Annotated in this window: 13 protein-coding genes; 4 read left to right on the plus strand and 9 right to left on the minus strand. The window is 72.9% G+C overall.

Annotated elements, in window-relative coordinates; genetic code table 11:
- Window positions 1–13 precede the first annotated feature (13 nt).
- A complete protein-coding gene (locus ACIG3E_RS00480) occupies window positions 14–1,147 on the plus strand; it encodes an Mrp/NBP35 family ATP-binding protein (protein WP_399609517.1) in 1,134 nt (377 codons plus the stop codon).
- A 163-nt stretch (window positions 1,148–1,310) separates the two neighbouring features.
- Here ACIG3E_RS00480 and ACIG3E_RS00485 read toward each other — a convergent pair whose 3' ends face one another.
- The 5 genes from ACIG3E_RS00485 to sigE all read right to left on the minus strand — a co-directional run bounded on the left by ACIG3E_RS00485 (window position 1,311) and on the right by sigE (window position 6,423).
- Window positions 1,311–1,985 carry a hypothetical protein gene (locus ACIG3E_RS00485; protein WP_399609519.1) on the minus strand — a complete coding sequence of 225 codons (675 nt, stop codon included), beginning with the start codon at window positions 1,983–1,985 and terminating at the stop codon, window positions 1,311–1,313.
- 207 nt (window positions 1,986–2,192) lie between these two features.
- On the minus strand, window positions 2,193–2,663 hold the full coding sequence (locus ACIG3E_RS00490; RefSeq protein ID WP_399609521.1) for a sec-independent translocase: 471 nt from the start codon (window positions 2,661–2,663) through the stop codon (window positions 2,193–2,195).
- 119 nt (window positions 2,664–2,782) lie between these two features.
- Window positions 2,783–4,585, minus strand: a complete 1,803-nt coding sequence (locus ACIG3E_RS00495) for a trypsin-like peptidase domain-containing protein (protein WP_399609523.1) — start codon at window positions 4,583–4,585, stop codon at window positions 2,783–2,785.
- An 87-nt stretch (window positions 4,586–4,672) separates the two neighbouring features.
- Window positions 4,673–5,662 (minus strand): zf-HC2 domain-containing protein, encoded by a 990-nt coding sequence (locus tag ACIG3E_RS00500; protein WP_399609525.1) that lies wholly within the window; start codon window positions 5,660–5,662, stop codon window positions 4,673–4,675.
- Window positions 5,659–6,423, minus strand: a complete 765-nt coding sequence (gene sigE / locus ACIG3E_RS00505; protein WP_171075849.1) for an RNA polymerase sigma factor SigE — start codon at window positions 6,421–6,423, stop codon at window positions 5,659–5,661. The genes ACIG3E_RS00500 and sigE overlap by 4 nt, the downstream gene beginning before the upstream one ends.
- Before the next feature lie 160 nt (window positions 6,424–6,583).
- Here sigE and ACIG3E_RS00510 point away from each other — a divergent pair, with 160 nt between their 5' ends.
- Window positions 6,584–7,282: an O-methyltransferase gene (locus ACIG3E_RS00510; RefSeq protein WP_138961630.1), complete on the plus strand. Its 699-nt coding sequence runs from the start codon at window positions 6,584–6,586 to the stop codon at window positions 7,280–7,282.
- A gap of 155 nt (window positions 7,283–7,437) precedes the next feature.
- Here the strand turns inward: ACIG3E_RS00510 and ACIG3E_RS00515 are convergent, their stop codons facing one another.
- A complete protein-coding gene (locus ACIG3E_RS00515) occupies window positions 7,438–7,605 on the minus strand; it encodes a DUF3117 domain-containing protein (RefSeq protein WP_003966491.1) in 168 nt (55 codons plus the stop codon).
- Window positions 7,606–7,946: 341 nt separating this feature from the next.
- On the opposite strand from ACIG3E_RS00515, the gene ACIG3E_RS00520 reads away from it, so the two are divergent.
- A complete protein-coding gene (locus tag ACIG3E_RS00520) occupies window positions 7,947–8,747 on the plus strand; it encodes an enoyl-CoA hydratase/isomerase family protein (RefSeq protein ID WP_399609527.1) in 801 nt (266 codons plus the stop codon).
- Here ACIG3E_RS00520 and ACIG3E_RS00525 read toward each other — a convergent pair.
- On the minus strand, window positions 8,744–9,340 hold the full coding sequence (locus tag ACIG3E_RS00525; protein WP_399609529.1) for a DNA-3-methyladenine glycosylase I: 597 nt from the start codon (window positions 9,338–9,340) through the stop codon (window positions 8,744–8,746). The genes ACIG3E_RS00520 and ACIG3E_RS00525 overlap by 4 nt on opposite strands.
- Window positions 9,337–9,786: a DivIVA domain-containing protein gene (locus ACIG3E_RS00530; protein ID WP_399609531.1), complete on the minus strand. Its 450-nt coding sequence runs from the start codon at window positions 9,784–9,786 to the stop codon at window positions 9,337–9,339. The genes ACIG3E_RS00525 and ACIG3E_RS00530 overlap by 4 nt, the downstream gene beginning before the upstream one ends.
- Before the next feature lie 160 nt (window positions 9,787–9,946).
- Here ACIG3E_RS00530 and folP point away from each other — a divergent pair, with 160 nt between their 5' ends.
- Window positions 9,947–10,807 carry a dihydropteroate synthase gene (gene folP / locus ACIG3E_RS00535; RefSeq protein WP_399609533.1) on the plus strand — a complete coding sequence of 287 codons (861 nt, stop codon included), beginning with the start codon at window positions 9,947–9,949 and terminating at the stop codon, window positions 10,805–10,807.
- A gap of 136 nt (window positions 10,808–10,943) precedes the next feature.
- Here the strand turns inward: folP and ACIG3E_RS00540 are convergent, their stop codons facing one another.
- On the minus strand, window positions 10,944–11,696 hold the full coding sequence (locus ACIG3E_RS00540; protein ID WP_399609535.1) for a TIGR00730 family Rossman fold protein: 753 nt from the start codon (window positions 11,694–11,696) through the stop codon (window positions 10,944–10,946).
- Window positions 11,697–11,706: the final 10 nt, after the last annotated feature.

An 11,706-nucleotide genomic window follows, 5' to 3' on the forward strand; every position in this document is an offset into this window, starting at 1 on the left:
TACCATCGAGTACATGGTTACGGAAGACGCGGTGCGCGAAGCACTGGCGACGGTGAACGACCCCGAGATCCAGCGGCCCATCACCGAGCTGGGGATGGTCAAGTCCGTGGAGATCGGCGCGGATGGCGCGGTCGCGGTCGCCGTGTATCTGACGGTCTCCGGCTGCCCGATGCGGGACACGATCACGAAGAACGTGACGGACGCCGTCGCCCGCGTCGAGGGCGTCACGCGCGTCGACGTGACCCTCGACGTGATGAGCGACGAGCAGCGCAAGGAGCTCGCGACGGCGCTGCGCGGCGGCCAGGCCGAGCGCGAGGTGCCCTTCGCCAAGCCCGGGTCCCTGACCCGGGTGTACGCGGTCGCCTCCGGCAAGGGCGGCGTCGGCAAGTCGTCCGTGACGGTGAACCTCGCGGCGGCGATGGCCGCCGACGGCCTCAAGGTCGGCGTGGTCGACGCCGACATCTACGGCCACTCGGTGCCGCGCATGCTCGGCGCGGACGGCCGCCCCACCCAGGTCGAGAACATGATCATGCCGCCGTCCGCGAACGGCGTGAAGGTCATCTCCATCGGCATGTTCACCCCGGGCAACGCGCCGGTGGTGTGGCGCGGCCCGATGCTGCACCGCGCGCTCCAGCAGTTCCTCGCGGACGTCTTCTGGGGCGATCTGGACGTGCTCCTGATGGACCTGCCGCCGGGCACCGGCGACATCGCGATCTCCGTCGCCCAGCTGGTGCCGAACGCCGAGATCCTGGTCGTCACCACGCCCCAGCAGGCGGCGGCCGAGGTCGCCGAGCGCGCGGGCTCCATCGCCGTCCAGACCCACCAGAAGATCGTCGGCGTGGTCGAGAACATGTCGGGCCTTCCCTGCCCGCACTGCGGCGAGATGGTCGACGTCTTCGGCACGGGCGGCGGCCAGAAGGTCGCCGAGGGCCTCACCAAGACGACCGGCGCGACGGTGCCGGTGCTCGGCTCCATCCCCATCGACGTGCGCCTGCGCGAGGGCGGCGACGAGGGCAGGCCGGTGGTCCTCTCCGACCCCGAGTCTCCGGCGGGCAGCGCGCTGCGCACGATCGCGGGCAAGCTCGGCGGCCGCCAGCGCGGCCTGTCGGGCATGTCCCTCGGGATCACGCCCCGCAACAAGTTCTGACCCGAAGCCCAGGGAGCGGCGGGATCCCGAAGCCCGGGGAACGGCGGGATGTCGAGCCCGTCCGGCGTTTGAGGACGAGGCCGAAGGCCGACTGACGCAACCGCGCAGGAAGGGGCGCCGCCCATCGCGAGCGGCGCCCCTTCCTGCGTACCTGCCCGGAGGGCTACTTCGCGTAGGCGGTGATGTCCTTGACCACCGAGAACCCGAGGCCGTACGCGCTCATCCCGCGCCCGTACGCCCCCAGATGCACCCCCTCCTGGGTGGACCCGGCGAGCACCCAGCCGTACTCGGACTCCCGGTAGTGGAACGAGGTCGGGACCCCGTCCACCGGCAGGGAGAGGGACGACCAGTCGGAGCCGTCGAGGTCGTCCGCGAGGACCCACGCCGTCTCCGTCTGCTGGTCCAGCCAGTCGTCCCGCAGGCTGTGGTCCATCTGCCCGGGCCAGGTGTAGGACAGCAGCCCGACCCCGGCGAGCCAGGCCGCGGAGGACACCGAGGTGGCCTCCAGGACGCCCGTACCGTCGGCGCTGCGCCGCACCGGGTTGGCGGCGACGGTCACCACGACCGCGAACCGCTCCCTGTCCCCGTTGCCGAGGCCGCCGTCGGCGCGGACCGAGGGCTCGTCGCCGTGGCCGATCGAACCGTGCTCCACGGCGCCGTCCGCCGCGGTGCCGACCTGCATCAGCCAGCGCGGTCCCGTGAAGGCCTCGTCCAGGCCGTACCAGGGGAAGGGCGCCAGCAGGTAGCCGTCGACCGTACGCCGGGCGGAGGGCACCGCTTGCGACGCGGCACCGTCCGCGGCTGACGCCTGAGCGCCTACCCGACTTGTCGTCTCCATGTACCCGGCCGCCTCCTCGCTGTCGTCGGTCCGGAGCGGCCCGCCCCCCTCGGGCGTCCTCACGCCGGACAACAAGGCAGGATAGCCACACCGATTCCGGAAGCGGCCGAAGGAGTCGGCGGACGGGTGGCCGGAAGGCCACGACCGCGGGCACCGCGGCGCACCGCACGGCGCACGCGTGGCGCCGGATGGCGCACGCGGGTGCGCTCAGGTCGCGTCGGCGTCGAAGGGCGGGTGGTCGTCGGCCGCGGGCTTGGCGGGGCGCTTCTCCATGTCGATCCGGCCGCTGCCGCTCGCCGAGGCCGTGGACGTGCCGGAGCGGCTCGCGCCGTCCGCGCGGTCCTCGGTGTCGCTCTCGCGCCCGTGCACGGAGTCGGCCACTTCGGCCATTTCCTTGCGCAGGTCGAAGCCGTTGCGGATTTCCTTGAGCCCGAGGTCGTCCCGCTCCATCTGCTTGCGGATGAACTTCTTCGGATTCAGGTCGTCGAACTCGAAGTCCTTGAACTCCGGACCCAGTTCGTTCCGTATGTCCTGCTTCGCGCTGTCCGAGAACTGGCGGATCTTGCGGATGGTCCGGGACGCGTCCTGAATGAACTTGGGCAGCTTGTCCGGGCCGAAGATGAGTACAGCGAGGATGACCAGCGTCACTATCTCGAATACGCCGATGTCGTTGAACACCCTGAGCTCCTTGCCGTCCGGACCCGCTCTACGGTACCCGGCGCTGCTGTACGTCCGGTAGCCGCCGGGCGTCGACGACGTCAACAGCGGCAAGTGCGTGCCGGGAGCGCGCTCCCGGCTCAGTCGCCACTGGCGCTGCCGAGGACCAGCGTCACGGTGCGCTCGTCGCCGCCCCGCTCGACGGTCAGCTCCAGGCGGTCGCCGGGCCGGTGCGCGCGGACCTTGACGATCAGCTCGTCGCCGGAGTGCACCGGTCGGCCGTCGACCTCGGTGATCACGTCGCCCGGTCGGAGCCCGGCCTTGGCGCCGGGGCCGCCGCGGGTGACGGCGGGGCCGCCGTTCTGGCTCTTGCTCGCGATGCGCGCGCCGTCGCCCGTGAACCTCTTGTCGATGGTGACGCCGATCACCGGGTGCGTGGCCCGGCCGGTGTTGATCAGCTCCTCGGCGACCCGCTTGCCCTGGTTGATGGGGATGGCGAAGCCGAGCCCGATGGAACCGGCCTGCCCGCCCTCGGACTCCGAGCCGCCGTCGGCGGAGCGGATGGCGCTGTTGATGCCGATGACGCGGGCCTTGGAGTCGACGAGCGGCCCGCCGGAGTTGCCGGGGTTGATGGGCGCGTCGGTCTGGAGGGCGTTGACGTACGAGACGTCGCTTCCGTCGCCCTTCTCGCCGCCCGCCGTGATGGGCCGCTCCTTGGCGCTGATGATCCCGGAGGTGACGGTGTTGGCCAGGTCGAAGGGCGCGCCGATGGCGACCACGGGGTCACCGACCTGCACGTTCTCGGAGTTGCCGAGGGGCAGGGGCTTGAGGCCGCGGACGCGGGTGACCTTCACGACGGCCAGGTCGTATCCGCTGTCCCTGCCGATGACCTTCGCGCGCGCGGTCTCGCCGCCGCTGAAGCTCACGGATATCTCGCCGCCCGTTCCCGCCGGTTCCACGACGTGGTTGTTGGTGAGGATGTGGCCCTTGCCGTCGAGGACGAATCCGGTGCCGGTACCGGCCCCGTCGTCGCCGCGCACGTGCAGCGTGACGACACCGGGCAGGGCGCTCGCGGCGATCCCCGCCACGCTGTCCTTGGGCCGGGTGTGGGACTCCACTCCCGCCTGCGGCAGCTCCACGCCACCGCCGCCGATGCCGCCCTCACGCTCCAGATACGCCCCCACGGCACCGCCGATGCCGCCCGCGACGAGCGCGATGAACACCGCCCCGGCCACCAGCGCCCGCCGCCCGCGCTTGCGCCGCAGCTCCCGCGTCTCGACGGCGGCACCGGTCTGCTGCAGGGGAGCGACGCTCCAGGGGTCGTAGCGCTGCCAGAGGGCGGGGGCGCCCGGGGCCGGGGCCTGGGGCGAGGCGGCGGCCGGGGCCGTGCCGTACGCCGGGGTGCCGTGGGCCGGGGTGGCGCCGTACGCCGGGGTGCCGTGGGCCGGGGTGGTGACCGGGTGCTGCACGGGCGGGGCGGGCGCCCAGGGCCCGGGCTCGCCGTAAGGCGGGGTGCCGTAGGGGTCGGGCTCGTGCAGGGGCTTGGGACGGTCGGCTGGGGTGGTCGGTGTCGCTGGGGCGGGCGGTGCCGCCGGGGCGGGTGCTGTGTCTTGGGTAGGTGTCGCTGTCGGTGCGGGCACTGCGGGTGTGGCCGCCTGGGCGGGGTGGCTGTCCGCCAGTGAGGCGGCGTGGGAGCCGGGGGCTACGGGCGGTGCCGCCGGGGCGAGTGTTGTGTTCGGAGCCGGTGGCGGCGACGCGTGGCCGGGGCGGGTCTCGGGCGCCGGAGGGGCCGAGAGCCCGGCGGCCGGGGCGCCCGGGGAGGCCGGGGGCCCGGCCGGGGTGTCAGGGGCCGGGGGCTGGGCCTCGGCCGCGCGGGGAGCGGCCTCCCCGCGTGGCCCAGTGCCAACGTCTCCGCTCGGCCCAGTACCCACGACCTCGTCCATGCTCTCCCCACAACTGCCCCACGGCGGACGCCGATTCCGTGCCCGTCGGGCACACCGGGGAATTCAACCAGGTCCGCGCGCCGAACGTCAGTGGATCTCGGCCGTGCCCCGCCGCTGGGCGAGGCCGGGCGGCGGCGTCGCCCGGGGCGTCGGGTCCGCCGCCACGCTCAGCGTGAGGCCGCCGACGGGGACGCCCGGTCTCTCCGGATCGTCCGGGGCGGCGGCGCGCACCAGGGGCGACATCACCCCGGCACCGGCGAGCAGCGGGGCCGCGAGGTGCTGGGGCGTCGGTGTGGAGGGACCGGGCGCGCCGGACAGGAGCGGCACCGCGGCCGTGGTCGACGCGGGTGCCTGGGGCCGCTGTCCCTGGACGGAGAAGGGGCTGGTGCCCCGACGGCGCGTCGACTCGGGGACGCCGGTGGCGGGCGTCGGCTGCGAGCGCGGCGGCGAGGCGTTGCTGTTCGCCCCCGCGCCGCCCGCGCGCTGGTCGGCGGAGCCGAGCGGGGCGCTCACCGTGACCCCGCCGAGCGCTATCGCGGCGAGGGACACGGCTCCGGCGGCCGCGAAGGCGAACCGGCGCCCGCGCCAGCCGGACCGCTCGGCCTCGGTCCTGCCGACGGCGTGTATGCGAAAGCCGCGCTGCTCGCTGGGGAGCACCGCCGCGTGGGCGCCCGAGGGCGCGTACTCGACGAGGGGGTCGGGGCGCGGGCCGCCGACGGAGAACACACCGCCGCGGGGCAGGCCCGTCGTGCCGGACGAGCCCGTGGCGAAGCCGTCGTCGACGGGGGTGCGCGGGCCGCCCTGGCCCTCGATGTCGTCCAGGCTCATGCCCGGGAGGTTCTGCAGCCGGGCGAGGAAGCTCTCGCTGGGCGGCGGGGCCGCCGTCTGCGCGAACACGCTCTTGAGCCGGCGCTGGGCGTCGGCTTCCGTCTTGCACGTAGGACAGGTGGCCAGATGGGCGAGCACTCGCTCGCGCGCGTCATGACCGAGCTCACCGTCGACCAGCGCGGCGAGCCGGTCCCCCAGGTGCTGCTCGGCGAAATGCCGCTCGGCAGGATTGGACCGTGATCCACTCACGCGGTCGCGCCCCCTCCTCCCAGCGCCACGGCACCGGTGACCGCGAGCGAACGGCGCTCGGCGCGGGCCTCGGGCGACCGGTGCTGGAGCGCCTTGCGGAGCTGGGAGCGGCCACGGTGGATACGGCTGCGGACCGTACCGAGCTTGACGCCCAGGGTGGCGGCGATCTCCTCGTACGAAAGGCCCTCGATGTCGCACAGGACGACGGCGGCGCGGAACTCGGGCGCGAGGGTGTCGAGCGCCTGCTGGACGTCCGCGTCGAAGTGCGTGTCGTTGAACACCTGCTGGGGGGACGGCTCGCGGCTCGGGAGGCGCTCGGCGGCGTCGTCCCCCAGGGCGTCGAACCGGATGCGCTGCTTGCGGCGCACCATGTCCAGGAAGAGGTTCGTGGTGATGCGGTGCAGCCAGCCCTCGAAGGTGCCGGGCGTGTACGTCGACAGGGAGCGGAAGACGCGGACGAAGACTTCCTGCGTGAGGTCCTCGGCGTCGTGCTGGTTGCCCGTCAGGCGGTAGGCGAGGCGGTAGACGCGGCCGCTGTGGGTGCTGACGATCTCCTCCCAGGTGGGGGGAGTCCACGCCTGGGCATCCGCGTCAGCGGCAAAGGTCGCGGTCTGAGCGGAGTTAGCGCGGTCAGCGGTGTCGGTCACGGATTTCGGCCTACCCGCCAACCTGAGAAAACGCCGGAGCGCTCCTCCCTGATCCGCGGACTCGGCCGCACCTCCCCTGTCGGCTCTGGTGGTGTCCAGTGGAGCCCCTACCATAACCACCTCGCCCGTTAGCTCCGGATAAGCGTTTTTACCTAGATTTGCCTCTTGGGTGTTCGGAACGGCCCTTTCGATCGTGCCTTGATCCATCCGATTCCCCCGTCGGCTGCCGCCGGACTGCCCCGGCCGGTCTCACACCTGACTAACGCGCGGTCCCATCTGCGGGTTCCCGGGCCCAACGGATACAGTCACCGCCAGGCAACCACGGGGACAGGAGAGGGCCATTAGCGGCAACCGGCAGACGAGCTGGGCGTTCGCCGACGCCTTTGTCGCCGAGGACGAGGCGCTGCTCTGGGCCCGCGACCGCGCGCGGGACGCGGGGCTGCGCTCCGTGTCGCCCGGCACCGGCGCCGCGCTGCGGCTGCTCGCCGCCACCGTGGACGCCAAGGCCGTCGCCGAGATCGGCACGGGCACGGGGGTCTCCGGCATCCACCTGCTGCACGGCATGCGCCCCGACGGGGTGCTGACCACCGTGGACCCGGAGCCCGAGCGCCAGCAGTTCGCCCGGATGGCGTTCCGGGCCGCGGGCTTCGCCGGGAACCGCGCCCGCTTCATCCCGGGCCGCGCCCTCGACGTCCTGCCGCGCCTCGCCGACGGCGGCTACGACCTCGTCTTCTGCGACGGCGATCGGCTCGAGTGCCTCGACTACCTCGCTGAATCGTTGCGCCTGCTGCGTCCCGGGGGCCTCGTCTGTTTCGAGGGCGTGTTCTTCGACGGCCGCACCGTCGACTCCGGACCCCAGCCCATAGAGGTACTGCGGCTGCGCGAGCTGCTCCGCGCGGTGCGCGAGAGCCAGGACCTCGTGCCGTCGATCCTGCCGGTGGGCGACGGCTTGCTGTGCGCGGTCAAACGATAGGTCGCCGCCGTGACGGCCGGGCCGTCACCGGGTCCGCGGGCCGGGCGCGTCAAACTCCCGTATGCCTTTGGGCCGCTCGACGATCTTCCGCACACAGCACTGCCCCGGCTCGTCGTACGATGCCGGGGCAGTGGAAAAGTGTGGGCGATTGCGCGTCAGCCGACGACCTTCTTCAGGGCGTCGCCGAGTGCGTCGGCCTCATCCGGGGTCAGTTCGACGACAAGTCGACCGCCGCCTTCGAGCGGAACGCGCATGACGATGCCCCGCCCCTCCTTGGTCACCTCGAGCGGGCCGTCGCCCGTCCGCGGCTTCATGGCCGCCATGCTCGTTCCCCTTCCTGAAACCAGCTTGTCGCAGCCGACAACCCAGGTGTCACCGGCATCGAACACATTGCTTCCAGGTCATTATCCCGCATGGCGGGACCCGATGACCAACATCGGTCGGCATCGCTTGCGCAACGCACGCCCGCAAAACCACTCAATTCGGCGATGTGACTGCAATACTTCGCCGCCCCAGGCGCTTCTTCCGCCTCTTGTTCTTTGACGCAGGTCACATCTCCGACGGCGTACCGGTGGCCGATGATCTAGGTCATGCTGGGCGCACCGAGGCCCAGGGACACACGCCCACGGGACCACCACACAGGACCAGCGGAGGGGACCCCACCATGGCCGACACCGTGCTCTACGAAGTGAGTGACGGGCTCGCGACGATCACGCTGAACCGCCCCGACGCGATGAACGCGATGAACACCGAGGCCAAGGTGGCCCTCCGGGACGCCGCGCGCGCGGCGGCGTCCGACCCGGAGGTGCGCGCGGTGCTGCTCACCGCGACCGGCCGCGCCTTCTGCGTGGGCCAGGACCTCAAGGAGCACATCGGGGTGCTCCAGGAGTCGCGCGCGTCGGGCTCCGGGCAGACCATGAGCACGGTGCGTGAGCACTACAACCCGATCGTGCGAGCGCTGACCGGCATGGCCAAGCCGGTCGTGGCGGGCGTCAACGGGGTCGCGGCGGGCGCGGGCCTCGGCTTCGCCCTCGCCGCCGACTACCGCGTGGTCGCGGACACCGCGTCGTTCACCACCTCCTTCGCCGGGGTCGCGCTGACCGCCGACTCGGGCGTGTCCTGGACGCTGTCCCGGCTCGTCGGCCAGAGCCGCGCCGCCGACCTGCTGCTCTTCCCGCGCAGCATCAAGGCGCAGGAGGCGCTCGACCTGGGCATCGCCAACAAGGTGGTCCCGGCGGACTCCCTCGCCGACGAGGCGCGCGCGGTGGCCCGGGCGCTGGCCGAGGGCCCGACCCTCGCGTACGGGGCGATCAAGGAGTCCCTCGCGTACGCCGCCGGGCACTCCCTGGACGAGACCCTGGACAAGGAGGACGAGCTCCAGACGAAGGCGGGTGCCTCCGAGGACCACGCCATCGCCGTGCAGGCCTTCCTGGACAAGGCCGCGCCCCGCTATCTGGGCCGCTAGGGCCTGGCCGAGCCGCTCGCCTCGCGGGCCACGCAGTCCGCGAGGTGGTCGTTCACCAGGCCGCAGGCCTGCATCAGGGCGTAGGCGGTGGTGGGGCCGATGAAGCGCAGGCCGCGCTTCTTCAGGTCCTTGGCCAGGGCCGTGGAGGCGTCCGTGACCGCGGGCACGTCGGCGAGCGTCCGCGGCGCGGGGCGGTCGGCGGCGTCCGGCGCGAACGACCAGATCAGGCGGTCGAGCTCGCCTTCGGGCCAGTCGGCGAGCACGCGCGCGTTGGCGAGGGTCGCGTCCACCTTCGCGCGGTTGCGGATGATGCCCTCGTCGGCCAGGAGGCGCTCGCGGTCGGCGGCCGTGAACTCCGCGACCGCGGCGACCTTGAAGCCGGAGAAGGCCGCGCGGAAGCCCTCCCGGCGGCGCAGGATCGTGATCCACGACAGGCCCGACTGGAAGGCCTCCAGACAGAGGCGCTCGAACAGCGCGTCGTCGCCGTGGACAGGGCGGCCCCACTCCTCGTCGTGGTACGCCACGTAGTCCTCGGTGGACAGGCCCCAGGGGCAGCGCAGGGCGCCGTCCGGGCCGGGGATCGCGTCGCTCATCGGTCGTCCTCCGGTCGCTCGGCCCGGGGGGCCGCCGGGTCGTCCTCGCCGTCCGGGGCGCGGTCGCCCGGGCCGCGCTTCTCCAGGTCAGGGGCACCGGGCCCCGCGTACGTCGTGAAGAGGCCGGGGCCGCCGACCGCGGTGGCCTGGGCGCCCGCGAGGGCCGTCTCCAGCTCCGCGATGCGGGCGTCCCGCTCGGCCAGCTCCGCGCCCAGGCGGTCCAGCGCCTCGTCGACGTCCACCATGCGGTAGCCGCGGACGGTCATGGGGAAGCGGACCGCCTCCACGTCGGCCCGGCGCAGCGGGCGGTCCGGCGGCAGCGGGTCGGCGAAGCGCTCCGGCACCACGTCCGGCAGCGCGCCGCTCTCGGAGCCGCCGAGGACGGCCAGCGTCACCGCGGCGACGACCACCACGAGGGCGACGACCAGGAACAGGAACATGACCATCTGTGCGGGTCCCCACGCTCGGATGCCGACCGCGGCCGGTCGGCACGGAACTGTCTGGCTGATGTCTGGCTCCGATCGTGCCATGCGCCTCTGACAGTTAAGGTCACAGGCGGCGACGGCCACGCGGTCGGCCGCGTAACGAAAGGGAGGCGCACAGCGGATGCTCAAGCTGGGCAGGCGCGTGTTCGAGGCGCATGAGCCGGTCATCATGGCGATCGTGAACCGGACCCCGGACTCCTTCTACGACCAGGGCGCCACGTTCCGCGACGAACCCGCGCTCGCGCGCGTGGAGCAGGCCGTGGCCGAGGGTGCCGCCATCATCGACATCGGCGGCGTCAAGGCCGGTCCCGGCGAGGAGGTGACCGCCGAGGAGGAGGCCCGCAGGACCGTCGGGTTCGTCGCCGAGGTGCGACGGCGCTTCCCCGACGTCGTCATCAGCGTCGACACCTGGCGGCACGAGGTCGGCGAGGCCGTGTGCGACGTCGGCGCCGATCTGCTCAACGACGCGTGGGGCGGGGTCGACCCCAAGCTCGCGGAGGTCGCCGCGCGGTACGGGGTGGGGCTCGTGTGCACCCACGCGGGCGGCGCCGAGCCGCGGACCCGGCCGCACCGGGTGGAGTACGAGGACGTCGTGGCCGACATCCTGCGCGTGACCGTCGGACTCGCCGAGCGGGCCGTGGAGTTGGGGGTCCCCCGGGAGTCCGTGCTCATCGACCCCGGGCACGACTTCGGGAAGAACACGCGGCACTCCCTGGAGGCGACGCGACGGCTCGGGGAGCTGGTGGACACCGGGTGGCCCGTGCTGGTGTCCCTGTCCAACAAGGACTTCGTCGGAGAGACCCTCGACCGGCCGCTCAAGGAGCGGGTGGTGGGGACCCTGGCCACCACCGCGGTGTCCGCGTGGCTGGGGGCGCAGGTGTACCGGGTGCACGAGGTGGCCGAGACGCGGCAGGTCGTCGACATGGTCGCCACGATCGCGGGGCACAGGCCTCCGGCGGTCGCCCGACGGGGGCTGGCCTGAGGCCCTGCCGGGAGGCCCCCAAGCCCGCCCCTTCACCGAAACCAGGGGCCGCCGCCCCTGGGACCCCGCCCGTTATCGGCGCTGCGCGCCTCGTCCTCAAACGCCGGACGGGCTGGATTTCCCAGCCCCGCGAGGCCTAGCGCCCCACTTCCTTCGTCACCAGGCTGACCGCCTCGTCCACGTCGTCCGTCACGTGGAACAGGAGCAGGTCGTGCTCCGAGGCCTTGCCCTGGGCCACGACCGTGTCGCGGAGCCAGTCGACGAGACCGCCCCAGTAGGCGGAGCCGAAGAGGACGATGGGGAAGCGGGTCACCTTGCGGGTCTGGACGAGGGTGAGCGCCTCGAAGAGCTCGTCGAGGGTGCCGAGCCCGCCGGGCAGGACCACGAAGCCCTGCGCGTACTTCACGAACATCGTCTTGCGGACGAAGAAGTAGCGGAAGTTGACGCCGATGTCGACGTGCGGGTTGAGCCCCTGCTCGAAGGGCAGCTCGATGCCGAGCCCGACGGAGACGCCCTTCGCGTCGCGGGCCCCCTTGTTGGCGGCCTCCATGGCCCCCGGGCCGCCGCCGGTGATCACGGCGAAGCCCGCCTCCACGAGGGCCTTGCCGATGCGGACCCCCGCCTCGTACTCGGCGCTGTCGGGGCGGGTGCGGGCCGAGCCGAAGACGCTGATCGCGCTGGGGAGTTCGGCCAGGGCACCGAAGCCCTCGACGAACTCGGACTGGATGCGCATCACCCGCCAGGGGTCGGTGTGCACCCACGCCGAGTCGCCCCCCTCGGTGTCGAGGAGCCGCTGGTCGGTGGTGCCGGGCGTGATCTGTTCACGGCGCCGCACCACCGGCCCCAGGTGCTGCTCCTCCGGCGGACCCTGAGCTTCCGGACTGCCCATGAACATCCCC

Origin of the sequence: Streptomyces sp. NPDC053474 (genome assembly GCF_044544845.1) — a bacterium.
In the GTDB taxonomy this organism is placed as follows: domain Bacteria; phylum Actinomycetota; class Actinomycetes; order Streptomycetales; family Streptomycetaceae; genus Streptomyces.

What these genes read in the sequence shown, in the direction of transcription:
- ACIG3E_RS00480 (WP_399609517.1), top strand. Translation starts at nt 14, where the DNA reads ATGGTTACGGAAGACGCGGTGCGCGAAGCACTGGCGACGGTGAACGAC.
- ACIG3E_RS00485 (WP_399609519.1), bottom strand. Translation starts at nt 1,985, where the DNA reads ATGGAGACGACAAGTCGGGTAGGCGCTCAGGCGTCAGCCGCGGACGGT.
- ACIG3E_RS00495 (WP_399609523.1), bottom strand. Translation starts at nt 4,585, where the DNA reads ATGGACGAGGTCGTGGGTACTGGGCCGAGCGGAGACGTTGGCACTGGG.
- sigE (WP_171075849.1), bottom strand. Translation starts at nt 6,423, where the DNA reads ATGGTAGGGGCTCCACTGGACACCACCAGAGCCGACAGGGGAGGTGCG.
- ACIG3E_RS00515 (WP_003966491.1), bottom strand. Translation starts at nt 7,605, where the DNA reads ATGGCGGCCATGAAGCCGCGGACGGGCGACGGCCCGCTCGAGGTGACC.
- ACIG3E_RS00520 (WP_399609527.1), top strand. Translation starts at nt 7,947, where the DNA reads ATGGCCGACACCGTGCTCTACGAAGTGAGTGACGGGCTCGCGACGATC.
- ACIG3E_RS00525 (WP_399609529.1), bottom strand. Translation starts at nt 9,340, where the DNA reads ATGAGCGACGCGATCCCCGGCCCGGACGGCGCCCTGCGCTGCCCCTGG.
- ACIG3E_RS00530 (WP_399609531.1), bottom strand. Translation starts at nt 9,786, where the DNA reads ATGGTCATGTTCCTGTTCCTGGTCGTCGCCCTCGTGGTGGTCGTCGCC.
- folP (WP_399609533.1), top strand. Translation starts at nt 9,947, where the DNA reads ATGCTCAAGCTGGGCAGGCGCGTGTTCGAGGCGCATGAGCCGGTCATC.
- ACIG3E_RS00540 (WP_399609535.1), bottom strand. Translation starts at nt 11,696, where the DNA reads ATGGGCAGTCCGGAAGCTCAGGGTCCGCCGGAGGAGCAGCACCTGGGG.